Below are 21,222 nucleotides of genomic sequence, written 5' to 3' on the forward strand. Positions count from 1 at the left end.
GCTCACGCCCGTCATACACCGTGGCGCCGCGTCCGTCGAACGGCGCCTGGCCGCCGCTTCAGAAACATCGCACCTGCGCTTCGGCCTGCGCCCGACGCAGCGTCTCCAGCACGTCCCGCGCGGCGCCTGTATTGCGCATCATGCCGCCAATCTGCCCCGCCTGCTGGCTGATGCTGGCCACAGTCTCCGCCGCCACATAATCGTCGTATCGGATGATGCTCGCGATCACGTCGATCGAGCAGGAGCACTGGTCGAGCGAGAGGCGCGTATCGCCATTCGCCTTCATGCAGCCAAAGACATAATCCGCGCGCGCGGCGGTCGGATAGTCGTTGACGTCCGCGCCGCGCGCCGCGGCGGCCAGGAGCGGCGAAACGAGAAGGGACAGGACCAGGAGCGGCCAGACGGCGGGAGAGGCGGCGAGAAGGCGAAGGCGCATGGAAGATCCTTGGGTTGTCCACGTATTTTAGCGCCGGCGCCGCGGGCCGTGAACTCTCTCGGCCGCGTTGCCGCTCGCGGCGGTTTCGGGGTTTGAAAGCTGGCGCCCGCAGGCGGCGGCGCCCCGGCCGCTGGCGCGTCATCTCTGCGTCACCGTCGCGCTTTACCGAGAATGAAGGCTGGATGGGCGTCTGCTTGTCTAGCTCAAGAACGCCGGGCCGGAGGTACGCCCGGCGTTTTTTGTTGGGGCGGGCGAGATTCTCGCCGCGCCTCGAGCCAAAAAGATTTGCTATTTTAAGGTCTTGCGCCGGATAGCCTGAATCGATCATTCTACCCGCGGAGGGGACGATGAGTGGTTCGGTGTGGCGATTCGCAGGTTTCGAATATAGCCCGCAATCGGGCTTGCGGCGAGACGGACGACAAATCCATCTCGGCCCGCAAGCGCGCCAATTGCTCGAACTCCTTCTGGAGTCGAAGGGCGGCGTCGTATCCAAGGCCGAGATCGCGTCGCGGCTTTGGCCGAGCCGGCCGCCTTCGGACGACTCCATCGACCGCTGCGCTTATCTGCTGCGCAAGCCCTTGCGCGACGCGGGCTATGGCGACCTGATCGCCACCGCCTATGGGCGCGGTCTGTCGTTACGGTCCGCGATCGAGCTCTCCGAGCCGAGCGCCGACGCGTCGCGCATCGCCGAGACGATGATCGACGGCCGCACGCTGGATTTATGGCAGACCGTTTACGAACTCGCCGCCAAGCAAACCCGCGACGGCTATGAACGGGCGCAATCGGCCGTCGCCGCGGCTGGCGAACTCAATCCCTCGTCCCCCGCCATATGGTCGCTATCCGCCAATATCGCAGCCGGTCGCGTCATTCGCGGACATCTCAGCCCCATGCGGGCGGCGGAAATGATCGAGCGGGACGCCTGCCGCGCGCTTTCGCTCGCGCCGGACTTCACCTCCGCTTTGGCGGTTCTCGGCTGGGCCCGGGCGCTGCTGCTCGCAAAGCCGGACGAAGGCCTCTCCATGCTGGACCGCGCCGTCGCGCAGGACCCGCATTTCAGCAAAGCGCGCGCCTATCGCAGTTGGGCGCTCCTGAAACTCGATCGATTGCAGGAGGCTGTCGCCGACGTCGAAGCGGGCCTCTGCGCGTCGCCGCATTTTCAGGGCTTGCTGGCGCAACGCGCCTGGCTCGCACTGTGCGCCGGGGAGGTCTCCGGGGCGATCGAGATGGCGCGTCGAGGCCTTGGCCTGCGCCCGGACAGCGGCTGGCTGCGGGGCGTCGACGCCATCGCCTGCAGCCTTTCCGGCCGTCACGGCGAGGCGGAGGCCGCCGCGCGGCGGGGTCTCGAAACGGCGCCGGAGGATCCGTCGCTTCTGGCCGTTCTTTCCTACGTTCTGGCCGCTGACGGGCGCGCCGAGGAGGCTGAACAAGCGCTGGCGGCCGCTCCCGGCGACGGGGAGGTCTGCGCGCCTCGCTTGTTCAAGGCGGCGGCTCAGCTCGCCATGTCGCGCGCCGATGACGCCCTGCTCTCCTTGCAGGGCGCCCGGGACGAATGCTGCCCCTGGTTCGTTTTCGCCCGCTACGACCCGCGCCTCGTTCCGCTCCGCGCCGACATAGACCGGCTCCAGCCGCCTGCCCCGGACTGCTGATCCGCGGTTGAAATTGCCGGGCTGTGGCCTTAATGCCGCGTCTGGAGCGCGGCGCCGCCGCCGGTAATTGAGGAATGGAAATGATCGGTCGTCTCAATCACGTCGCCATCGCCGTCGACAGCGTGGAAAAAGCGTCGGCGGTGTATCGCGGCGCGCTCGGCGCGAAGGTGTCCGAACCGGAAACTGTCGCGGAGCATGGCGTCACGGTCGTCTTCGTCGAATTGCCGAACACGAAGATCGAGCTTCTGGAGCCCTATGGCGAGAACTCGCCGATCGCCGGCTTCGTCGCCAAGAATCCCGCGGGCGGCATTCATCACGTCTGCTACGAAGTGGACGACATCCTCGCCGCGCGCGACCAGCTGAAGGCGTCCGGCGCGCGCGTGCTGGGCGACGGCGAGCCGAGGATCGGCGCCCATGGCAAGCCGGTGCTCTTCCTGCACCCCAAGGATTTCTGCGGCACGCTGGTCGAACTCGAACAGGCCTGAGCCATGCCCTTCCCGCTCCCGCTCGCTTTGGCGATTTACGTCACGATCTGGTGGATCGTTCTTTTCGCCGTTCTGCCGCTGGGCGTCCGCTCGGCGGAAGAAGCGGGCGAGGAGCGGCCCGAGGGCTCGGACCCCGGCGCGCCCGTGGCCCCGCAACTCGCCAGGAAGGCCGCCATCACCACCGTCGTCGCGGCGATCATTTTCGGTTTCGTCGCGCTTGCCGCGAATTACGTCGCGGGTTGAAGGCTTATACGAGCGAGAACGCCAGTTTCGCCCTCGCGCGGGGTTGACCCGCCCCGCCGCCCCCGGTAGTTGATCGAAAGTCGCTTAGGCAGCGGCGGCAAGCGGACCGACCCGCCTGCTCGCGCCTCCCTCCGGGACAGGCGCATATGGATCGAGCGCGTAGCTCAGTCGGTAGAGCATCTGACTTTTAATCAGGGGGTCCTGGGTTCGAGTCCCAGCGCGCTCACCAAAAATCCAGCCAAGAAAACAATAGCTTATAAACACATCTGCCGGCCGGCATAACCGGCCGGTTCGCGCGTGTCAGCAATATGTCACCACCTGATTGCAACCCGCTCCCCTTCTGCCTTTTCGCCGGCACCGTCCCTGAGGGATAGGGGCACACCTCTTCTATTTTTCCTTTTAGAGATTAAGAAGACGAGCCGTCCAAGCCGTCCAAGCCGTCCAAATCCCACGATTTTAGTGATTTAGGCCGGACGGCTCTAAATTTGGAGCCGTCCAATGTCGTCCAATTTCGTTTGGCGTTTCGAAGGGCGGCGAAAGCGAGAGCAGACGGTCGCATCCAAAGCAGACTGCGGCCCGCCGGGCTGAGCTCGGCCAGGACACTGGCTCTTTAGGCTCTCAATTTGACTCTGACTGCCGAAATCCAGGGAGCCGCGGGCCCGCAGGCGGAGGGGGCCCGGGAAGGACCCGCGGCCGCCTGGCTATCGCCTCGGGTCCTTCCAGGCCTCACCGCTCGACGCGGGCCCGCGGCTCCCGGAAACTCGGTAGTGGATCTGGTGGAAAATAGGGTTGACCTGGTTGACCCGCGTTTACCCTGGATCCGCCCCGATCGGGGCAGATGTGGACGCGTGTGGGGTCACTGAAAACGAAGGGCGCGGGTTAGAAGCCGTCGTCTATTTCCACCGGCGGCGCTTGGCGCGCGCGGGACAAAATGATCGTGCGAACGCCTGAATGCTTCCGCTCGACTGTGATCCCCTTGGAGCGCAGGAGCGGCGCGGTGCGCTCAACGCAGTTTCCAAGCCCCTGAGGGGTTTTCGGCCAAATGCGCATCTGGCGCGTCGCTTCAGTCGTCACAGCGCCCAGCGCCGCCAGCAGCTCAGTTGGCGTCCCGGACCATATCGCCATGTCGTCCCGCTCAAGAAACTCCCTGATCGCCATGGCCACGACGTCGCCCTCGAACGCCGAGTCCGCGCTGTCCTTTCGATTGCTCTCGTAGGACGCCGAGAATGTCCCTTCCAGCCATCCCAAGCCGGTCTCGGCCGCCGCCATCCACTTTTCAAAATCCGCCATTCGGCCGAATCTCGCGAGCCGGGTCCGACCGATCTTCCCCAACGCGGCGGCGAGTGCGTCGCATACCACCCCGAGGACACGAGGCCGAGCCCGCGCCCATTCTTCCTCCATCTCGTCCTCCGGGCGCCGGCGGTCCTCGGAGATCGTTACGAGCCTTACGACAATCGAGCGCTCGTTAAGATCGGGCCTCTCGGCAAGCGTGGGAATACCGTTCACGATAATGGGCCGCGCGCCGTCGAAAATATTCTCGTCCTTGTCGGTATGTAGGGCGCGCACGGCGAAGCCGCTCCCCGTGGCGAGTCGGCAAAGGCCATCCGATAAAGTCGCGTCGATGTGCGAGAGATTGTCGAAAGCGATCAGGTGGCCGTTCTGGGCCGAAACAATGAGATTTTGTTCGTCCTTTGGCGGCCCCTGGATTGCTGGCGAGGAAGGGTCGAGGAGCCCGCGCAGCAACCGTGAGAAACTCGATTTTCCGCTGCCTTGCTCGCCGTTCAGGACGAGGATTGGATAGGGTCCGCGCTCTCGAAACGCGGCGACGAGCCAAGAAACCACCAAAATGAAATCCGCATCGCTCGCAACATTGGCGAAGGGGCGGAGCTCGTCGATCGTCCCGCCACGCGTCGGCTCGCACAGCGCGCGCATCCTCGGCGAACGTATGAACGGCAGATCGTGCGATTCGATCACGCGCCATCCGCCAGGATGAATCTCGACGGCGCGCCAGGCTGCATCGGCGAGATCGACGTAGAGCTTCCCATCGCGCGCGCCAACGCGCCGCCAAGGCGCCTGTTGAGCGCCCTCGCTCACGGCGCGCGCCTCGAGCACGCGCAAGGTGTCCTCGATGGCCTGCGCGCCTGGCGCGAAGCCGGATTGCTCATAGGCGCGAACGGCGAGCCATCGGCGGAACACTTGCGATCGAACCGGGCAGTTCTCCCGGTGGTGATTCACCGGGATCGTTATAAACGGCTCATAATCCGGCCCATGCCAAAGCGTGCAATCGCGCGTGAGCGCCATCAGCGCGTCACGCTGGGGCGTGCGCCGCTCTTTCTTCGGCTTCGCGGCCTTTTCCTGCGGCGAGCTCACCAGCGCCGCGATCGGCTTCGCGCTGGCGATTAGCGTTTGCGCGTGCGCGGCGGTCCACCCGTCGCCTTCCGCGTCGGCGGCGTCCCATCCTTCCAGAACACCGATGGGCGGCGAGAGCAGGGCGACGGAGGCCGCGCCAGCCTCCTCACAAAGGCCAGCGACTTTCTCGGCATATTCGAGACCCGGCGCGTCCGCGTCCCGCCAAATGACGACGTGACGCCCGCGCAGCGGCGCCCAATTGGCCTTCGCCGCGCTTTTCGAACCGTTCGGAGACGCGATGCAGGCGAAATCCGGCGCCAGACGGCCGGCGGCGTCCGCGGCCTTTTCACCTTCGCAGATGAGCACGGGCGCAGAGGGCCGCGCGGCGAGGCGGTCGAGGCCATAAAGCGGCCGCGGCGTCGGCCACGCCTCCCACCGCCACACAGGCGCGCCGCCGCCAGCGGGCGCGTAGAGTGCGAGGGGACGAAATTGTTTCCCATCCCGCCCGTCGAATCGAAGGATGAAGCCAAGCAACTGCCCGCTTGCGCCGCGATAAGTCCACCGCGCGGTTGGCTCGCCGAGCTTTGGATGTCGGGCGGGCGCTTGTGGCGCATCGACCGGGATGGGCGTGACGATCGACCATTGCGGCGCCGGCGGCGGCGCGCCGTTCGCCTTGCCGCCTTCGATCGGGGCGAAGGGGTCACTCATAGAGATCTACCCCCAGCATTTCGGCGATCCGACGCGCCGCCTCGGCTTGATTGAGATCGAAAATATAGGCGGCGAGCGAGATCAGATCTCCGCCGGCGTCGCCTGTGGCGAAGTCGCCCCAGCGTCCCGTTTTCATATTCACTTTGAAACTACCGAGGCGCCGATCGGCGCGGCGAGGGTTGCGCGCCACCCATTCCAACGCGTCCCGATGTCCGTCGGGAAGCCATCGCGAGAGGATCGATTCCGATCGCCGTGCGGCGGCCTCGGCAATACGACGGAAGGCGATCGAACGACGTTCGACCATCGTCATTTTCCCGGCTTGCTTTTGCGCTGGAGGTAAAAGTCGTCAACTACCGACGCGATCGCTCGCGATGTTTTCGCGTCGAACTTTTCCGAAGCGATAATTTCCAGAAACAGCACCGCGGCGGAGCCCGGCGAAATATCGAAAATCGCGGCCGCCATGGCGATGAATCCTCTGCCGCTTTTGAATTTGAAACTGAATGGCTCCTTCCGCTTCCAGGAGAGCGACCAGCGATCGCCCTTGACGGAGAGCTCCGCCCCGTCGTTTCTCCGATGTCTCTTGACACTCGGGAGTGAGCTATCGGAGCAAACGAGGGCGCCTAGAAGGGCAGCGTGGATGATCTGCTTACCCGCATAGAGTCGAGAAAGGCAGACGCGCTGGCCCTCTCTCGCCGTGTAAATCCTGCTGACAGTAAGAGCGTCGGGAGCTTTGGCCATCACGCCGCGTTGTCTGAAGTGCTGGAAGCCTTTCTCGCCTCGATCCACGAATTGAGGTCGTTAATCGAATAGCGCACAGAGCGGCCGACGCGGACGTAACGGGGGCCGCCGCCTTTCATGCGCCACGCCTGGAGCGTGCGGGCGCTGATTTGGAGAATTTCAGCCGCGCCAGCCTCGTCGACGAGGCGTTCGGCTTGCTGGACATCTGCGCGTCCACCGCCCGATGCCGTGATTTTCTTTCCCATCGGAAATAACCTCTTTTTTGTTCGTTTAAGTGCTTTGCCCATCGATGAGTTACGCGGGAAATCACTCTAACAGTAGGAGATTACATGCGATGTTCGGCGCGAGTTGTCACCGAAAGCACTTTAGGGGTTGACCCACTGCGCCTCTGGTTGACTAAAAAACCCGGCGCTCGAAACTCCTGTCGGGCCGCTCGCTCTCAGCACGACGGAATCTCGCAGCGGCCCAAGCTGTGGACAGGCATTAGGCGAGCGACCACCCTAGTCCGAGCCGTCGTCCGGCTCTGTAGCGTTTGTGGGCGTCGCGCATGATGGCGGCGCGATCGAATTTGCCAATAGGCGCGCCGACGCGCATGCTCGCCACCTTCAGTTGCAGTGCTAGACGCCAACACCGTCCGACGCGATCAGCCTTGCAACATCTGCGGCAATCATATGAAGACATCCGCGCGATGCGCCTCGCGCCAAAATATTCAGGCGGCGAAATATTGACGTCGAGCGCCCAACCAACTTGCTCTCCGCCATAGGATCCATCTGCCAGCAGGTATTTTGGACCGGGCTTCGCCCAATGAGGCAGGAGCTCGCGCGCGGCTAAATATCGATCCGCGCGCGTCAATGATGCGTATACCCAGGCCGATCCCCATTCCGACCACAGGGGCATAACGGCGCAGGCGGCGCGGCGAGCGTCGCAGCCTGAGATATCTGCGGGAGCACGGCGACCGGCGCCGTAGCGAGGGCGGAAACGAAGGTGCGACGCGTGGTCATGATAGATCCTTCCCCTTGGTGGGGGCGAACGCACCGCGCGGGTCGCCGTCTCTCGCGGCAGCCGCGACGCAGATCATCAATCGGGTTTGCGTCGCCTCGACAATCGAGCGGACTTCACCGAAAAACTCGACCGAGAAATCGAAAACATCCAGCACTGAGATGCCCGTTTCATCTTCGAGCGCGCACATGCGTTCGATCATTTCCGGCTTCGAAAGCCCCAAGAGCCGTGAAGCGATGCGCAGCGCTACGAAGTGAGGTTGAAAGGTCTTCAGGCAGTCCTCTCCGAACATTCTCGACATATCCGCAAGAGCAGCATCGTCGAATCGCTCGAATTCGACGTCAGCTAGTTGTTGCAGCGTCACCGGCGATTTTCTCATTTTGCGCTCTCCCGTTTCTGCCGCTCGATTCGGAACGCAAGATTCGCCGCACTCAGCTGGTCGGCGATGGCGGCGACCAATTGTCGAAACGCCTCGGCGTCGCGCTCGTCGAGGAGAACATCCTCGCTCTGCACAGCGTGCCACAACGCGCGAGCAAGGCCGCGCGCTGTGGACAAATGAATTTCAGCATCATCGAGATACTTTGCGCGGTCCGGCCAGTGCAACTGCGCGCGGTCAGATGACGTTCGATCACGGCATAGATCGCTTTCGACAGCGTCGACAATAGCTTCGTTTAGAGACGTGCTCATCGCGCGCGCCCTCCCCTCGCGTTTGCGCAATGCAAGGCGACCGCCGCGTTGAGTTCACGCCATTCGCAGCAATAGAGATTCAGCGCGCCATCGTCGGCGAGGCCCGCCTCGGCGGGGTCGGCTTCGAAGTCCGGATCCACTTCTAAGTCGCCGTCGCCGTCGATCGTGTCGAGAAGCTCCAGCAAAGTTTCGATTAGCGCCTCGGATGCGGGTGCGTGTGCCGCGCGGCACTTCGACGAAGGTCCGATGCGCATTTATTGGCGGGCGCTCCGATCGGCGCAAACGGCGGCGAGAACTTTGTGCGTCTCTGCAACCGCGAAGGCCAGCCACAGAAGCGCGAAGGGTGCGAGGAAAAAGGCGAAAGCGGATGCTTGTGTGGGCATTTGGACAAGCCTTTCCTGTTCGCGGAAACGACGGCTTCCGCGTTGAAAACCCAAACGATTGGGTATAAGAGCTAGTTTGTTAGCGATTGAACCTAAACGCGCGTGATAGTGCTGTAAACTAGAAACTTAGGTATAGGAACCAATGACACTTACGATCGGCAATCAGCTTAAGGCTGCACGCGCTCTCGCCGAGGTCGACCAGAAATGGGTCGCCGAGAAATCCGGGGTGAGCGTCAACACGATCCGGAACATGGAAGCCCGCGGGGGCGAGCCAATAACTAGCGGTGCCGTCACCGTGAAAAAGGTTCAGACTGCCCTTGAGGCCGCCGGCGTGGAATTCCTCCCCGAGAACGGCGGCGGCGCGGGCGTCAGGCTGCGAAAGCAGGCCCCTGCTTGAGAATGTAATGAACGCGCGGGGATAGGCCGGCCAGCCGACAAGCGAGTAAAGCCCACTCGTTTCCCCGCGCACCTAAGGGCGCTCGCGAGGGCTCGCGATGATTAATTCAGTTCAATTAAAACCCTCAATCCGCCGGGCGTGCCTTGCATGAGCCCTAAGCGAGGAGACGTTGTAGGGACTACAGCGAAAACAGCTGAAGGGTTCCGTCGACTCAATCTCTATAGGAACGCGATCGACCCTTGCGATCTTCGCGCTCTTCTCGATCGCCGCTTTCCTGCAGACAATCAGAGAGACGTGAAAGCCCGTTTAGGTAGGAAGCGAGCCGAGGAATTTAAGGATGGGATTCAGGTCCTCGACGAAATTTCCTCACGCCTCTTCCAGAAACAGGCCGGTTCCCGATCGTCTTGCCCCGTCGTTAATTTCATCCTGGCGACCGATAAAACCCAAAAGATCGACCGCGCGCGAGCGATCGTGGCGCGGGCTTATTGGCGCGCAGACGAGTATGCACACGCCTTCGCTCATCTCCTGGACGATGCAAAAAACGCCGAGACGCACGCCTTAGCGATTGAGAAGGCATTGGATGCTTTGCGTATCCCGATCGCCGAATCTATCAGGATCAATGAAGCTTGGAGATACGAGCATAGTTCCGAGAAGTCGGGCCGCCGCCAAGATATCGTCGGCGGCGTCTCTGCTCTCGGCGAGCTTAAAGATCAGCTGCAAGCGTTTTCACAGCTTCATCCAAGGCAGGGAAGACCATCAGACGACGCACGATTTTTTTTCGTGCTGCGTCTCAGCGAAGCTTTTTCAATATGGACCGGCCACTCGCCGGATTTTCACGGCGCCGATAAGCGCCATGGATTATGGAGTGAATTCGTGCAGGCTGCGCTTGATCTTACTGGCCTTAACCGTAACGGTGGACTCGATTATATCTTCCGGCGCCTAGGAGGTGGTGGCCCGCGCGCAAAGGCATTTCTTGTGAGAGAAGAGTTTTTGGATCTCAAATTCGAAATTGCGGAATGGATAAACAAAAACGGGCCTCACTCAAATGACACTGAGAGCATTAGCGGGATTGACAAATTCAGCGATGATGACGTTGAAAATTGGATCGACGTCATTTTCGATTCAGAATACGAGGATCTCTCGGACGAGCCATATTTTTCAATAGGCAAAAACCTTGTCCTCGAGGCATTGAGCGCCCTCCACAAAAGCAAAGAAAATCTGCAAAAGCTCTGGACGGAGTCCCATGCGGGCATAAGCGCCGGAGAAGCTGGATTGAGGGTCAAGCTCCGAAATCTGCCGGAACGCTTTTACAACCGCCAGCTCACCGATTTTTGCGAAGGCAATTTGCCGTCTGCCGGCTTCTTAATTGATCTTTACGGCGGCCAATGCGACGCAACGACCATTGGGTTTGAGCCCCCTGGCTACAAATGGTTCCTCCCAGCTTCGAGGAATCGGAGACCTTGTAATGGGTGATTTTTTAGAATCCAATACCGGTTGACTTTAGCGGTCAACCTTCTCCGCGATAAACAACGAATTTCCGCGACTATTAATCTCCTTGGCTGCCCCCCTGTGCCGATGCTTTCAATCGACGGACATCCCCGACTGCGGGATACTCTCACGATTGATTGAGCACGTGACCACAGCCGACAAAATCCGCGAGCAGGCTCAGCAAATCATCCATACCGCCAAACTCCAAATCGCCCACGCGGAAAGCATGCTCGCGCTCGCCGACGAAATAGACGGGCGGCGCTCTCCCTCTATCGCTCTTCGACGATGGGGCGAGCATCTCCCCACGCAGTCCCCCTCGTCGCTTCTCGGCGAGCACCTCAAGAGCGCAAAGCAGCTCGCTCCGCTCTTAAACGTCAGCGAAAAGACCGCGCGCGAAATCGGCGCAGCGCTCGGCGCCCGGCGCGATCTCGGCGGGAAGGTGTTTTTCGACACCCGCGTGCTGACCGCGCATCTCTCCAGGGAAATTTTACCCAACTCTTCCACTGCGGCCCCAACGAGAATGCGCGAGCTTCAGTCAGCGGACGCAGTGAGTGCGCGCACGAAAAAGGACAATGGGAAATGAGCGTGGAAGACGGCAAAATTATTCGAGCGGCGGCGGCGGCGGCCATCGCCGAGCGCGCGCGCATCGCGACAATTCTCAATCATGAAAGCGCCAAGGGGCGCGAGGCGCTCGCGCGTCATTTCGCGCTCGAAACCGACATGACAGCGAGCGATGCAGTTTCTGCTCTCGCTGTCGCGCCGAGCGGATATTCGGTCCAGGAAGTCGAATTAGCTAAAGGCTCCGCCGAGATGAGACGGATTTTGGGCAAGTAATTCTGCAGATGGGTCTCTTGCTCAGCTCATTTGCAGAGCGCGCCGGCGATCGGTCGCGCCGCCGCGCACTCTCCATTACGGCAACCAAGGACCTCAGGAGCTCGCATCCCTCGGCGGTCGGATCGGATGGCAAAATTAGAGTCGGTGCGATGCGCGCTATGGATATCCATACGCATCACAACGGCGCGCCACGTCGTGGAAATGCACACCTACTACATCAGAAAGATAAACATCTTAAATAAAAGGCGAAAAAATGGATCAGATCGAAAACACTCAGATGCCCGCCAACCCATTGGCTTACGAGATCGCGATGATCGATCTCGGCGATGCGGAGGAGAGGCGCAACGAAGCCTTTGAGGCTTTGGCCGCCGCGATAAAAAAAACAGAGACCGCCCGATCCGGTTTTCACACGATCGACGACAGGAAAAAAAATCTCGCGGCGAGAGTCAGCGCTCTTCGCTCCGATATCTCCGCAGCGGACGGAAGCATCGCCGCCGCCGCGGCGATGGGGCTAACGTCGACGCCGTCGCCGAAGCTGACGAATATAAAGGCCATGCGCGGCGAGATCGACGCCGCCGAAGACGAAATCGGCAAACTCGAAAGCGCCAAGGCGTCGGCGCCGGGTTTGTTTCAGCCGCTCATTGACGATCTTCTGACGAAGATGGCTACGGCGCGCGCGGCATATGCAGAGTGTTTCGCCATCATCGATGTGTGGGCCGCCAAAGCGCTTGATCAAGCCTCCGCTATCCGAGCGGAAGCCGAATATGTCCGCGCGGCGTTGAGTCTCAATCCCGCCATCTTGGGCGGTGCTGTGCCAGCCCTACGGGCGCTCTCGACGGATAACGTCAATGCGCTCCTTTCCGATCGCGCGAGGCTCGAACGCGCCAAGCGTGAAACCGCGCCACTGGTGCCGCCGCCGCCGACCGTGATCAACGCGCACGACGAAGCCGAAGCGTTCGAAAGGCGCCACGCAGAATTGACAGCCCAAAACCGCGCGGCGGCCGAGTCCTGGCATAAAGAGCGCGAAGCAGAGGAAGAGCGGAAGCGCATGGAAAACAATCGGGCTGCTTTGGCCAAACACGAGTCGCTCGTCATCAAAATCGACAGGGCGGGCTGAGAAGCGGCGCGCCTCATAGCGGCGCCGCGTTGTCATCAACATGGGCGAGGCGAGCTGAATCAGCTCGAGCCGCTCGCGACGGAAAGGAAATGTAATGTATCACCGCATCGTTACCTTATCGGAGCCGATCGAAATTCCGGGACAAGCCACAATCCGGACAATCGGATTGCGGGTGCCGAGATTCGCCGACTACATGTCGATCGGTATGCCCTTCACCTGGGTTGAGGTCGGCACTGGCGGCTATCAGCAGGAGACGCCTGAATTGCTGCAGGCCTGGATCGAGCGCCTTGCCGATATCGACCCCAACTTTCTCGCGCTGCTTGGCCTTCGTGACACCCTCGAGCTGAAGGGCGCTATCGCCGATTTTTTCCGGGAGGCCCTGGCTCCGGCTCCCTCGCCGAGCAGCTCAGGGCCGTTGCCCGCGTCCTCGTCTTCCGCTTCGGCTGGGCCCACTGGACCGTCGAGGATATGACACTCGAACAGCTGTCGTTCTGGGTAGAGGAAGCGCGCATTTTTGTGGAGAAGCGGTAAATGGCGGTCAAGAGCCTCAAATCTGAACTTCAGATCTCCGCCACGGACAAGACCGCCGACACCTTTTCCCGCATCGCGGGGAAGATGCGCGGCCTGGAAAGCACGGCGACGGCGGTCTCGCGGCGCATGGACAGTGTCACGCGGGGGATGAGCGCAGCCTATATTGCGCAAACTACTCGCGCGGCGCAGCACGCCGCCGTCGCGGCGAGGATGTCTAATATTGCGCCCGTCTTGGCAGGCGCTGGCTTCGGCGCAAAGCTTCGCGCCATCAATGCGCGCCTGGCAGGCATCGGCGACAGGGCATCCGACTTCGCGTCTGCAGCTCTTCCGGGAACAGCGGGCATGGCGCTTGGCATGGGCGGCGCGGCTCTCTCCGGATTAGCCGTCGGCGGCGCTGCAACTTACGGATTGAAGCAGGCCATGTCTTTCGACAAGGCGATGGCGGACGTGAAGAAGAAGGTGACTCTCGACGCGGGCGCCACCTTCGCCGACGTCGAAGCGATGATCAACAAGACCTCGCGGGATATCGGCATATCCCGCGAGGACATGGCGGCGCTGGCGGCGCAAGCGGGCCAGGCCGGAATCGCCTACAAGGATCTCTCCGGCTTCATGCAGCTCGCCGCGAAGGCGTCGTCCGCCTGGGACGTGCCCGCCAAAGAGGCCGCGCAGACGCTTTCGGAGATCAAAGCGCAAACGGGATGGACGAACAAAGAACTTGAGGCCTATGCAGACAAGGTGAACTATCTCGGCGATATTTCGGCGGCCGCGGAGAAGGACATCTCCGCCATGTGGGCGAAGACGAGCGCTGGCGCCAAAGAGGCGGGCGTCGCCTATGACGACGCCATGGTCGCTTTGACCGCCATGCGCAGCGTCGGAATGCAGGAGGACGTCGCCTCCCGCGCGTTCGGCCAGCTCTCGTCGCGCCTGCGCACCGCATCGTCTCAAAACAAGGGTTTCAATGCAGCGATAAAGTCGCTCGGGTTCACGCCTGCTGGCATCGAGAAGGCGATGCAAAAGGACGCCATGGGCACGATCATGACCGTCATGGACCGTCTCGGAAAAAACAAGGATTCCGTGAAGCTTGCCGTCGGTCTGGGCGGCAAGGAATGGTGGGACGAGTTCCTGCGCATCAAAGCGGCGCTGCCGGAAATGCAGCGGCTTCTGACAGCGCTGAAGAGCGGGAAGGCTGGCGGCTCGCTTTCACAGAGCCTCGCCACAGACCTCGCGACGACGTCGAAGCATCTCGAACGGTTTGGCGCACTCACCTCCGAGATCGGCGACAGGCTCACACGTTGGGCGCTGCCGACGATCAATGAGCAGCTCGAGCGGACGTTGAAGGCGTTCGACTCCGCACAGAAAACCGGCTTCCTTGCAGGTCCTGACGGCAAGCCGATTGATCGGCTTGCGGACAAGACGCCTGTCCCATTTGGCGCTGATAATCGAGCGCTCTTCCTGAAGGGCCCCCAGCCGTTCTCGACGTCACTTGTGCCGACTCTGCCTACGCTTCCGACGTGGGTTTCTGCGGCGGAAAGCGCGATTGCGGACAGTCCTGCGAACATCATTGGAAATTGGCAGAAGCTCCAGATGGCGGCTGATCGCTTCGACGCCGAGAAGAATGCTCCCGTAGCGGCCAGGGCTTATGGAGTGGACAGGGCGAGATCCGGCATTCTCGGCTTTGGCCTGGGCGGGCCACAAAGCCCTATGACGCCAGTCGCAAAACTCGAAGGCGCGGCCAATATCAGCCTGACCATTCGAGTTGAAGCTGAGCGAGGCTCAATTGTTCGCGACGTGGTGCAGGAAGTGAAAGCGACTGGCGCGCTGCGCAACGACAACAACAACGGCGTAACAATGCTGCCGTGAGTCAAAAATATGGACAAGAATTACTACGAGCCCTTCGGCGGTGGCGTCTTCGGGTCGAGCAAAAGGAGCGTCGTCGGCGGTTCGACGAACTTCTCTATGTCGATGAAGTTCGACCGCCGACTCTCGGATCTCTTTGAGCAGGCCGCCGCCCAGGCGCCATACGCGCTGCGCAAGGCGTTGGACGAGGTCGGCAATAAAACCCGCACCCAAGTCATCAAGGCGACCGCCAAGCAGGCAGGCGTCAAGCAGGCTAGGGTTAGAAACGTCATCGCGACCAAGCAAGCCATGGGCGCTGGGGCCGGCCAATACGTCATGACCGCGCGGGACGTGACGCTCAGCCTCAAGGAGTTCTCCCCGCGCCAGACCAAGAGAGGTGTGACGGCCGCGCCCTGGGGCAGGCGTCAGGTCTTCCCGCACACCTTCATCGGTCCCAACGGCCATGTGTTTGCGCGCCGGCTCGAAGGCAACAAACGCGCCGGCCGCGTCCCGATCTACAAGCTCTACGGGCCAGCAATTCCGAGCGAGATGGTGAAGGACGAGGCGGAGAAGGCCTTCTACTCCAATGTCGAAAAGCTCTTTCCGGCTGCTATCGAGAAGTGGCTCCTACGGCAGCTCAAATGACCAGCGCCAACCGGCGGTCCAGAACCCGCCCAGCCACCGGCGTGAACGCGGCGTCATTAGCGGTTCTCCTGAGGCCCGCGCGTGCGGGGAAACGCCTTGAGGATTTCCTGCGAAAGCTCGCTTGCGGGGCGCGCTTTCTTGAAATCCTCTTTTGTCCATTCCGGGTTTTCGCTAACGGCGGCTGCATGGTCACTGCGCGCCGCCTCGATCGCAAGCGCCCGCACGAATTCGATCAAGGCGAGGCGAGCATTTCTTCCCATCCGGTATTCTCTCTGAGCTTTTCGAAAATCAAGCGGCGTCACAGGTAACGGCCGGGCGCCGCTTAAGCGGTTTGGTTGTCTTGCTGGACTTTTTTCAACCTTACTCCCGGCCCTTCACCGTTTTCATCGATAAAAATCACGCCGGCCGCCTCGAGTGCATCGCGAAGATCGTCAAGCGTTCGTGGATACGGCTGGCGCTTTCCGGCCTCAAAATTGGCGATTGTTGCTTTTGCCACTTTGGAAGCTTCGGCCAATTGATCCTGGGACCAACCGATCAGTGCGCGGCCTGCCCGCAGTTGCCCAGGCGAAAGCGACATTATCAGACCAACCTAACATTTCTGATGTTGACTATACGGACGGTATAGCCTTATATCAGAAATGTAATCGTTTTTCAACGCAGACCAACGCGGAAACCACCGTTTCCGCGAACGGAGGAGGCTTATTAAAATGTTCTCACAAGCACCCGATTTCGCCTTTTTTCTCGCGCCTTTCGCGCTCCTGTGGCTCGCCTTCGCCGTGGTCGAGACGCGCGAGGTCCTCGCCGCCATTCGAGCCGGGCGGGGCTGCTGATGACCTCTCGTCGCAATTTCGTCTCCGCCCTCGCAACGGCGCCGCTCGCCGCGCTTCCGGAAATTCTGCCGGCCGCCACGTTCGGTGAGTCGTCGGACGACGTCGCGCCCCTTTGGGAGGAATGGATCGATCTGGATGAACGGATCGCTGAAGCGTGGGATCGATATGCCGGCGCGATCGACCGCTTGCCATTCTGGGCAAATACCGGCCCAAGATATATAGCGTCAGACGGATCATACGTCGGGGAGAATGTTGGATGGCCACTCGACCTCTCCGTCACGCCGCCCGAATATTCCGGCGTTTGGCGCCTGGCGCGGCCGTCGAAATATGATTACCGCGCTGAATTCAAACGGATGGCGGGCTTGTTCGGGGAAAGTATAGCCAAAGCAGCATACATCCGGAACCTCCGAAACCTGGTGAGACTTCATCAGGCTCAGCGGGAGGAATTTCAAAAGGTTCGCTTGAATGAGCTGGAGGCGGAATGGAACCGACTCGGCGATCGGCAAAGCGATCTCGCGGACGAGATCCTCGATCATCCTGATATTTCTATCAACGCTGCCGCCGCGAAACTGGTTGTCGGGATTTGGTTTATAGAACCCGAGCGCGTCGTGGGGATGCCCCTTGATCGATTCAGACCGGCTCTCGAAGCGCTTTCTCCTCACTTGACCGGCCGGATCGCCGCAGACGTCGTGCGGCTGATCGCGAGCGACATGCGCAGCTTCGAATGAACGCGGACAAAGTTGTAATACATCATGTGGAGCGCGACCGCGTAGGAGTGATTTTCGACCTTCTTCGAAAAGGCGTTTGTCAGGCGCGTGAAGCGGCGCATGTGCATCCGCATCGTGAGATTGTTCCTCTCGACATAGGACGTGCTGACGTGCGCCGGGTCGGGATTGCCTTCGATCTTTTCCTTCTTCGCGCCAGTGCATTCCGCCGGGCTGTAGCGGCCCTTGGCGCTTTCGGGCGCCGAGCCGTAAATCTTCACAAGCTGCGCATAGTCGATATCCGCGCCGAATGCGCCTTCAACCGCCTCAAGATAAGCCTTGTGGCCGTCGCTCGTAAGCTGAACGCGATTGGCGAGACGGGCGCGAAGATCGTCGATAAACACATGGCGCATTCACCGTCGCGCCCGCCGACGAAGTAGGAAACGATCAGCTTCGTATCGGCCTCAATCGCCGTCCAAGTCCAAGTATCGCCTGCGTTGGCGGGAGCGGCCTTCGCCGTCGCAACGTTCTTTTGCTTGGCGTAGGTGAACGACCAAATTTCGTCCACCTGAACGCGCTTGGCTTTAACGTTGCGCACGTTGGCGTCGTGATAGGCCCAGCACGCCTTGCCGGCGGCGACTAGTAGTTTCGTGACCGTGTTCTTGGACACGCCAGTGAGGCGGGTAATGGCACGGATCGACTGGCCCTCGCAAAGAAGGTGAAGGATGCGGGCGCGATCTTCGGTCGAAAGCTTGTTCATATGCGTGCTCAAATGCACGCATATTGACACGCATTGGCGATGCGTGCAATGGTCTATGCGTGCAAAATGCACGTATAGAGGTGGAAAATGACCGAAGCTGACGATGATGATGGCGGTCGCGCGAAGGGTGGATTTGCGCGCGCTGCGGCCCTTTCTGCAGAGGAAAGAAGCGAGAGCGCACGGAAGGCCGCTCTGGCAAGATGGCATAAAAATGAAGGAGAAGACGCGGAAGACATAATTGAGATTGATGAGGAAGCGCTGGCAACGCTCCAAGAGGACGAACTTGAGGTTGATCCTGCGATGCCCGTCGCGCGCTGGCGCGGAAATCTCAACATCGTCGGGATGGAAGTGCCGTGCTACGTGCTAGACAACGGTGCCAGAGTCATTGGGCGCACGTCGGCAACTGAAGTTCTCACGCGCGTCAAAGGCCTCGGAGCGCTCGAAAAATTATTGGGGGTAAAATCACTAGAACCATTCATTAACAAGGACTTGGTTCTCGTGCGATTTGTGCCCTTCCGATTGCCAGAGGTTGAGGGTCTTGGGAAAGCGGTGAAAGGTCTTCCCGCCGACCTCTTTATTGAGATTTGTCAAGGCTTTGTATCGGCACTACAGGCGTCATTCGACCCTAAGTCACCATATCCAAAAATGACTGATCGACAACGGCAGATGGCGATTCAGGCGAGCATGTTCCTTTCTGCGTGCGCGAAAGTTGGCCTCGAAGCTCTGATCGACGAGGCAACTGGATACCAATATGACCGAGCCGAAGACGCATTGCAGGTCAAACTGCGTGCATTCATCGCAGATGAGCTTCGCGGTTGGGAAAAAACGTTCCCAGATGAGCTTTGGGCTGAGTTTGGGCGTTTGACTGGATGGAAGGGGAACCTACACAGCCGGCCAAAATGGTGGGGGAAGCTTGTGATCGAGATGATTTACGATACGCTTGAACCTCCTGTTGCCGAGTATCTCCGCAACAATAAGCCGCCGCCAGGTATTCATTGGCATAGGCAACTTACCGAAAATCTTGGCGTCCGCGCGCTCGTTTCAAGGTGTTACGAAATTATCGGCATGGCGAAGGAATGCCGTGACATGCGGGAGTTGCGTGACAAAGTCGCGCGGCACTACGGGCGCAGCGTCGTGCAATTCAGCTTTTCTTTGCCGATGCCTGAGAAGAAGTAGGCCGACGCGGCGAAGTACGCTTGGCAGGTGCGCTCTCTATCGAGCGCGCCTTTTCACCTTCCTCCTTCTCACTCGAAGCTATATCGACGATGAGCTTTGCGAGTTTATTCGCGTCGCGGGGGCGTTTCGGCTGTTTCGTCATAAGCCTAGTGTGGGGATGGCGGATGCGGCGTCAACCCCGTCAAATTTCAAACTGACCCACTACTCGCTGGTCGCTCTCCTGGAAGCGGAAGGAGCCATTCAGTTTCAAATTCAAAAGCGGCAGAGGATTCATCGCCATGGCGGCCGCGATTTTCGATATTTCGCCGGGCTCCGCCGCGGTGCTGTTTCTGGAAATTATCGCTTCGGAAAAGTTCGACGCGAAAACATCGCGAGCGATCGCGTCGGTAGTTGACGACTTTTACCTCCAGCGCAAAAGCAAGCCGGGAAAATGACGATGGTCGAACGTCGTTCGATCGCCTTCCGTCGTATTGCCGAGGCCGCCGCACGGCGATCGGAATCGATCCTCTCGCGATGGCTTCCCGACGGACATCGGGACGCGTTGGAATGGGTGGCGCGCAACCCTCGCCGCGCCGATCGGCGCCTCGGTAGTTTCAAAGTGAATATGAAAACGGGACGCTGGGGCGACTTCGCCACAGGCGACGCCGGCGGAGATCTGATCTCGCTCGCCGCCTATATTTTCGATCTCAATCAAGCCGAGGCGGCGCGTCGGATCGCCGAAATGCTGGGGGTAGATCTCTATGAGTGACCCCTTCGCCCCGATCGAAGGCGGCAAGGCGAACGGCGCGCCGCCGCCGGCGCCGCAATGGTCGATCGTCACGCCCATCCCGGTCGATGCGCCACAAGCGCCCGCCCGACATCCAAAGCTCGGCGAGCCAACCGCGCGGTGGACTTATCGCGGCGCAAGCGGGCAGTTGCTTGGCTTCATCCTTCGATTCGACGGGCGGGATGGGAAACAATTTCGTCCCCTCGCACTCTACGCGCCCGCTGGCGGCGGCGCGCCTGTGTGGCGGTGGGAGGCGTGGCCGACGCCGCGGCCGCTTTATGGCCTCGACCGCCTCGCCGCGCGGCCCTCTGCGCCCGTGCTCATCTGCGAAGGTGAAAAGGCCGCGGACGCCGCCGGCCGTCTGGCGCCGGATTTCGCCTGCATCGCGTCTCCGAACGGTTCGAAAAGCGCGGCGAAGGCCAATTGGGCGCCGCTGCGCGGGCGTCACGTCGTCATTTGGCGGGACGCGGACGCGCCGGGTCTCGAATATGCCGAGAAAGTCGCTGGCCTTTGTGAGGAGGCTGGCGCGGCCTCCGTCGCCCTGCTCTCGCCGCCCATCGGTGTTCTGGAAGGATGGGACGCCGCCGACGCGGAAGGCGACGGGTGGACCGCCGCGCACGCGCAAACGCTAATCGCCAGCGCGAAGCCGATCGCGGCGCTGGTGAGCTCGCCGCAGGAAAAGGCCGCGAAGCCGAAGAAAGAGCGGCGCACGCCCCAGCGTGACGCGCTGATGGCGCTCACGCGCGATTGCACGCTTTGGCATGGGCCGGATTATGAGCCGTTTATAACGATCCCGGTGAATCACCACCGGGAGAACTGCCCGGTTCGATCGCAAGTGTTCCGCCGATGGCTCGCCGTTCGCGCCTATGAGCAATCCGGCTTCGCGCCAGGCGCGCAGGCCATCGAGGACACCTTGCGCGTGCTCGAGGCGCGCGCCGTGAGCGAGGGCGCTCAACAGGCGCCTTGGCGGCGCGTTGGCGCGCGCGATGGGAAGCTCTACGTCGATCTCGCCGATGCAGCCTGGCGCGCCGTCGAGATTCATCCTGGCGGATGGCGCGTGATCGAATCGCACGATCTGCCGTTCATACGTTCGCCGAGGATGCGCGCGCTGTGCGAGCCGACGCGTGGCGGGACGATCGACGAGCTCCGCCCCTTCGCCAATGTTGCGAGCGATGCGGATTTCATTTTGGTGGTTTCTTGGCTCGTCGCCGCGTTTCGAGAGCGCGGACCCTATCCAATCCTCGTCCTGAACGGCGAGCTTCTGGTCCCGTCGCTGCAATTGCGATCCGATCTGGTCGGAGGCCGCGTTACGCTTGAACGCCTTGTCCAGTTGAAAAAATATTGGCGAGTCTCGGTCGCATCGCTTCTCTTCAATGCGGGGCAATCGAAACTGATCACCGAAAATCAGTCTTCCTATCTGTAGAGGCAGTTGAGTGCACGCGGTTGGCGAAAGACTGAACCAGA

General features: G+C 61.1%; 27 protein-coding genes, 1 tRNA gene and 1 pseudogene. 18 read left to right on the forward strand and 11 right to left on the reverse strand.

Annotated elements, in window-relative coordinates:
• Positions 1–58 precede the first annotated feature (58 nt).
• Positions 59–436 carry a hypothetical protein gene (locus tag MMG94_RS09340; protein ID WP_016918207.1) on the reverse strand — a complete coding sequence of 126 codons (378 nt, stop codon included), beginning with the start codon at positions 434–436 and terminating at the stop codon, positions 59–61.
• A 347-nt stretch (positions 437–783) separates the two neighbouring features.
• Between MMG94_RS09340 and MMG94_RS09345 the strand changes: the two genes are divergently transcribed.
• The 4 genes from MMG94_RS09345 (at position 784) to MMG94_RS09360 (ending at position 3,039) form a co-directional block, all read left to right on the forward strand.
• Positions 784–2,082, forward strand: a complete 1,299-nt coding sequence (locus MMG94_RS09345) for a winged helix-turn-helix domain-containing protein (protein WP_026016003.1) — start codon at positions 784–786, stop codon at positions 2,080–2,082.
• Between the two features lie 80 nt (positions 2,083–2,162).
• Complete coding sequence (gene mce / locus MMG94_RS09350) at positions 2,163–2,567, forward strand: methylmalonyl-CoA epimerase (RefSeq protein WP_026016002.1); 405 nt, start codon at positions 2,163–2,165, stop codon at positions 2,565–2,567.
• A 3-nt stretch (positions 2,568–2,570) separates the two neighbouring features.
• On the forward strand, positions 2,571–2,810 hold the full coding sequence (locus MMG94_RS09355) for a DUF1467 family protein (RefSeq protein ID WP_016918203.1): 240 nt from the start codon (positions 2,571–2,573) through the stop codon (positions 2,808–2,810).
• A 153-nt stretch (positions 2,811–2,963) separates the two neighbouring features.
• Positions 2,964–3,039 (forward strand) — tRNA-Lys (locus MMG94_RS09360).
• 650 nt (positions 3,040–3,689) lie between these two features.
• Here the strand turns inward: MMG94_RS09360 and MMG94_RS09365 are convergent.
• The 7 genes from MMG94_RS09365 to MMG94_RS09395 all read right to left on the reverse strand — a co-directional run bounded on the left by MMG94_RS09365 (position 3,690) and on the right by MMG94_RS09395 (position 8,545).
• The gene (locus tag MMG94_RS09365) at positions 3,690–5,867 is read right to left on the reverse strand and encodes an ATP-binding protein (protein ID WP_244962183.1); all 2,178 of its coding nucleotides are present in this window, start codon (positions 5,865–5,867) and stop codon (positions 3,690–3,692) included.
• A complete protein-coding gene (locus MMG94_RS09370) occupies positions 5,860–6,177 on the reverse strand; it encodes a hypothetical protein (RefSeq protein WP_016922189.1) in 318 nt (105 codons plus the stop codon). The genes MMG94_RS09365 and MMG94_RS09370 overlap by 8 nt, the downstream gene beginning before the upstream one ends.
• Complete coding sequence (locus MMG94_RS09375; RefSeq protein ID WP_154419889.1) at positions 6,174–6,605, reverse strand: hypothetical protein; 432 nt, start codon at positions 6,603–6,605, stop codon at positions 6,174–6,176. The genes MMG94_RS09370 and MMG94_RS09375 overlap by 4 nt, the downstream gene beginning before the upstream one ends.
• Positions 6,605–6,850: a helix-turn-helix transcriptional regulator gene (locus tag MMG94_RS09380; protein ID WP_016922063.1), complete on the reverse strand. Its 246-nt coding sequence runs from the start codon at positions 6,848–6,850 to the stop codon at positions 6,605–6,607. Before MMG94_RS09380 ends, MMG94_RS09375 begins: the two co-directional genes overlap by 1 nt.
• A 752-nt stretch (positions 6,851–7,602) precedes the next feature.
• On the reverse strand, positions 7,603–7,983 hold the full coding sequence (locus tag MMG94_RS09385) for a hypothetical protein (RefSeq protein WP_016922060.1): 381 nt from the start codon (positions 7,981–7,983) through the stop codon (positions 7,603–7,605).
• Positions 7,980–8,291 (reverse strand): hypothetical protein, encoded by a 312-nt coding sequence (locus tag MMG94_RS09390; protein ID WP_016922059.1) that lies wholly within the window; start codon positions 8,289–8,291, stop codon positions 7,980–7,982. Before MMG94_RS09390 ends, MMG94_RS09385 begins: the two co-directional genes overlap by 4 nt.
• Positions 8,288–8,545 carry a hypothetical protein gene (locus MMG94_RS09395; RefSeq protein ID WP_016922058.1) on the reverse strand — a complete coding sequence of 86 codons (258 nt, stop codon included), beginning with the start codon at positions 8,543–8,545 and terminating at the stop codon, positions 8,288–8,290. The genes MMG94_RS09390 and MMG94_RS09395 overlap by 4 nt, the downstream gene beginning before the upstream one ends.
• A 271-nt stretch (positions 8,546–8,816) precedes the next feature.
• Between MMG94_RS09395 and MMG94_RS09400 the strand changes: the two genes are divergently transcribed.
• The 8 genes from MMG94_RS09400 (at position 8,817) to MMG94_RS09435 (ending at position 15,522) form a co-directional block, all read left to right on the forward strand.
• A complete protein-coding gene (locus MMG94_RS09400) occupies positions 8,817–9,071 on the forward strand; it encodes a helix-turn-helix transcriptional regulator (protein ID WP_016922056.1) in 255 nt (84 codons plus the stop codon).
• Between the two features lie 147 nt (positions 9,072–9,218).
• Positions 9,219–10,544, forward strand: coding sequence for a hypothetical protein (locus tag MMG94_RS09405; protein WP_154419887.1), 1,326 nt, complete (start codon positions 9,219–9,221; stop codon positions 10,542–10,544).
• Between the two features lie 82 nt (positions 10,545–10,626).
• Positions 10,627–11,142 carry a hypothetical protein gene (locus tag MMG94_RS09410; protein ID WP_270111193.1) on the forward strand — a complete coding sequence of 172 codons (516 nt, stop codon included), beginning with the start codon at positions 10,627–10,629 and terminating at the stop codon, positions 11,140–11,142.
• The gene (locus MMG94_RS09415; RefSeq protein ID WP_016922053.1) at positions 11,139–11,393 is read left to right on the forward strand and encodes a hypothetical protein; all 255 of its coding nucleotides are present in this window, start codon (positions 11,139–11,141) and stop codon (positions 11,391–11,393) included. Before MMG94_RS09410 ends, MMG94_RS09415 begins: the two co-directional genes overlap by 4 nt.
• Positions 11,394–11,946: 553 nt before the next feature.
• Complete coding sequence (locus MMG94_RS09420; RefSeq protein WP_154419885.1) at positions 11,947–12,510, forward strand: hypothetical protein; 564 nt, start codon at positions 11,947–11,949, stop codon at positions 12,508–12,510.
• Positions 12,511–12,604: 94 nt separating this feature from the next.
• Positions 12,605–12,982, forward strand: a complete 378-nt coding sequence (locus MMG94_RS09425) for a phage tail assembly protein (protein WP_016922051.1) — start codon at positions 12,605–12,607, stop codon at positions 12,980–12,982.
• A gap of 59 nt (positions 12,983–13,041) precedes the next feature.
• A complete protein-coding gene (locus tag MMG94_RS09430; protein WP_016922050.1) occupies positions 13,042–14,901 on the forward strand; it encodes a phage tail tape measure protein in 1,860 nt (619 codons plus the stop codon).
• A gap of 9 nt (positions 14,902–14,910) precedes the next feature.
• The gene (locus tag MMG94_RS09435; RefSeq protein ID WP_016922049.1) at positions 14,911–15,522 is read left to right on the forward strand and encodes a hypothetical protein; all 612 of its coding nucleotides are present in this window, start codon (positions 14,911–14,913) and stop codon (positions 15,520–15,522) included.
• A gap of 56 nt (positions 15,523–15,578) precedes the next feature.
• Here the strand turns inward: MMG94_RS09435 and MMG94_RS09440 are convergent, their stop codons facing one another.
• Positions 15,579–15,782 (reverse strand): hypothetical protein, encoded by a 204-nt coding sequence (locus MMG94_RS09440; RefSeq protein ID WP_016922048.1) that lies wholly within the window; start codon positions 15,780–15,782, stop codon positions 15,579–15,581.
• 62 nt (positions 15,783–15,844) lie between these two features.
• Positions 15,845–16,099, reverse strand: a complete 255-nt coding sequence (locus MMG94_RS09445) for a helix-turn-helix domain-containing protein (RefSeq protein WP_026016546.1) — start codon at positions 16,097–16,099, stop codon at positions 15,845–15,847.
• A gap of 130 nt (positions 16,100–16,229) precedes the next feature.
• Between MMG94_RS09445 and MMG94_RS09450 the strand changes: the two genes are divergently transcribed.
• Both MMG94_RS09450 and MMG94_RS09455 read left to right on the forward strand, forming a co-directional pair.
• Positions 16,230–16,352, forward strand: coding sequence for a hypothetical protein (locus MMG94_RS09450; RefSeq protein WP_016922046.1), 123 nt, complete (start codon positions 16,230–16,232; stop codon positions 16,350–16,352).
• The gene (locus MMG94_RS09455; protein WP_016922045.1) at positions 16,352–17,080 is read left to right on the forward strand and encodes a hypothetical protein; all 729 of its coding nucleotides are present in this window, start codon (positions 16,352–16,354) and stop codon (positions 17,078–17,080) included. The genes MMG94_RS09450 and MMG94_RS09455 overlap by 1 nt, the downstream gene beginning before the upstream one ends.
• Here the strand turns inward: MMG94_RS09455 and MMG94_RS09460 are convergent.
• Positions 17,011–17,816 (reverse strand): annotated as a pseudogene (locus MMG94_RS09460) (IS1 family transposase). The gene MMG94_RS09455 and the pseudogene MMG94_RS09460 sit on opposite strands and share 70 nt — an antisense overlap.
• Before the next feature lie 87 nt (positions 17,817–17,903).
• Here MMG94_RS09460 and MMG94_RS09465 point away from each other — a divergent pair.
• The 4 genes from MMG94_RS09465 (at position 17,904) to MMG94_RS09480 (ending at position 21,181) form a co-directional block, all read left to right on the forward strand.
• On the forward strand, positions 17,904–18,992 hold the full coding sequence (locus tag MMG94_RS09465; protein WP_154419883.1) for a P63C domain-containing protein: 1,089 nt from the start codon (positions 17,904–17,906) through the stop codon (positions 18,990–18,992).
• 278 nt (positions 18,993–19,270) lie between these two features.
• Positions 19,271–19,426 carry a hypothetical protein gene (locus MMG94_RS09470; protein WP_154419881.1) on the forward strand — a complete coding sequence of 52 codons (156 nt, stop codon included), beginning with the start codon at positions 19,271–19,273 and terminating at the stop codon, positions 19,424–19,426.
• Positions 19,423–19,740 carry a hypothetical protein gene (locus MMG94_RS09475; RefSeq protein ID WP_016922189.1) on the forward strand — a complete coding sequence of 106 codons (318 nt, stop codon included), beginning with the start codon at positions 19,423–19,425 and terminating at the stop codon, positions 19,738–19,740. The genes MMG94_RS09470 and MMG94_RS09475 overlap by 4 nt, the downstream gene beginning before the upstream one ends.
• Positions 19,733–21,181 carry a hypothetical protein gene (locus tag MMG94_RS09480; protein ID WP_195840183.1) on the forward strand — a complete coding sequence of 483 codons (1,449 nt, stop codon included), beginning with the start codon at positions 19,733–19,735 and terminating at the stop codon, positions 21,179–21,181. Before MMG94_RS09475 ends, MMG94_RS09480 begins: the two co-directional genes overlap by 8 nt.
• Positions 21,182–21,222: the final 41 nt, after the last annotated feature.

Source organism: Methylocystis parvus OBBP (assembly GCF_027571405.1).
Taxonomy (GTDB): Bacteria; Pseudomonadota; Alphaproteobacteria; order Rhizobiales; family Beijerinckiaceae; genus Methylocystis; species Methylocystis parva.

Coding starts and splice junctions, on each gene's coding strand:
- MMG94_RS09470 (WP_154419881.1), top strand. CDS start 19,271: ATGGCGGCCGCGATTTTCGATATTTCGCCGGGCTCCGCCGCGGTGCTG.
- MMG94_RS09420 (WP_154419885.1), top strand. CDS start 11,947: ATGCGCGGCGAGATCGACGCCGCCGAAGACGAAATCGGCAAACTCGAA.
- MMG94_RS09385 (WP_016922060.1), bottom strand. CDS start 7,983: ATGAGAAAATCGCCGGTGACGCTGCAACAACTAGCTGACGTCGAATTC.
- MMG94_RS09400 (WP_016922056.1), top strand. CDS start 8,817: ATGACACTTACGATCGGCAATCAGCTTAAGGCTGCACGCGCTCTCGCC.
- MMG94_RS09480 (WP_195840183.1), top strand. CDS start 19,733: ATGAGTGACCCCTTCGCCCCGATCGAAGGCGGCAAGGCGAACGGCGCG.
- MMG94_RS09440 (WP_016922048.1), bottom strand. CDS start 15,782: ATGGGAAGAAATGCTCGCCTCGCCTTGATCGAATTCGTGCGGGCGCTT.
- MMG94_RS09370 (WP_016922189.1), bottom strand. CDS start 6,177: ATGACGATGGTCGAACGTCGTTCGATCGCCTTCCGTCGTATTGCCGAG.
- MMG94_RS09425 (WP_016922051.1), top strand. CDS start 12,605: ATGTATCACCGCATCGTTACCTTATCGGAGCCGATCGAAATTCCGGGA.
- MMG94_RS09475 (WP_016922189.1), top strand. CDS start 19,423: ATGACGATGGTCGAACGTCGTTCGATCGCCTTCCGTCGTATTGCCGAG.
- MMG94_RS09415 (WP_016922053.1), top strand. CDS start 11,139: ATGAGCGTGGAAGACGGCAAAATTATTCGAGCGGCGGCGGCGGCGGCC.
- MMG94_RS09455 (WP_016922045.1), top strand. CDS start 16,352: ATGACCTCTCGTCGCAATTTCGTCTCCGCCCTCGCAACGGCGCCGCTC.
- mce (WP_026016002.1), top strand. CDS start 2,163: ATGATCGGTCGTCTCAATCACGTCGCCATCGCCGTCGACAGCGTGGAA.
- MMG94_RS09380 (WP_016922063.1), bottom strand. CDS start 6,850: ATGGGAAAGAAAATCACGGCATCGGGCGGTGGACGCGCAGATGTCCAG.
- MMG94_RS09345 (WP_026016003.1), top strand. CDS start 784: ATGAGTGGTTCGGTGTGGCGATTCGCAGGTTTCGAATATAGCCCGCAA.
- MMG94_RS09435 (WP_016922049.1), top strand. CDS start 14,911: ATGGACAAGAATTACTACGAGCCCTTCGGCGGTGGCGTCTTCGGGTCG.
- MMG94_RS09355 (WP_016918203.1), top strand. CDS start 2,571: ATGCCCTTCCCGCTCCCGCTCGCTTTGGCGATTTACGTCACGATCTGG.
- MMG94_RS09445 (WP_026016546.1), bottom strand. CDS start 16,099: ATGTCGCTTTCGCCTGGGCAACTGCGGGCAGGCCGCGCACTGATCGGT.
- MMG94_RS09405 (WP_154419887.1), top strand. CDS start 9,219: ATGAGCCCTAAGCGAGGAGACGTTGTAGGGACTACAGCGAAAACAGCT.
- MMG94_RS09340 (WP_016918207.1), bottom strand. CDS start 436: ATGCGCCTTCGCCTTCTCGCCGCCTCTCCCGCCGTCTGGCCGCTCCTG.
- MMG94_RS09395 (WP_016922058.1), bottom strand. CDS start 8,545: ATGCGCATCGGACCTTCGTCGAAGTGCCGCGCGGCACACGCACCCGCA.
- MMG94_RS09430 (WP_016922050.1), top strand. CDS start 13,042: ATGGCGGTCAAGAGCCTCAAATCTGAACTTCAGATCTCCGCCACGGAC.
- MMG94_RS09465 (WP_154419883.1), top strand. CDS start 17,904: ATGACCGAAGCTGACGATGATGATGGCGGTCGCGCGAAGGGTGGATTT.
- MMG94_RS09390 (WP_016922059.1), bottom strand. CDS start 8,291: ATGAGCACGTCTCTAAACGAAGCTATTGTCGACGCTGTCGAAAGCGAT.
- MMG94_RS09375 (WP_154419889.1), bottom strand. CDS start 6,605: ATGGCCAAAGCTCCCGACGCTCTTACTGTCAGCAGGATTTACACGGCG.
- MMG94_RS09450 (WP_016922046.1), top strand. CDS start 16,230: ATGTTCTCACAAGCACCCGATTTCGCCTTTTTTCTCGCGCCTTTCGCG.
- MMG94_RS09365 (WP_244962183.1), bottom strand. CDS start 5,867: ATGAGTGACCCCTTCGCCCCGATCGAAGGCGGCAAGGCGAACGGCGCG.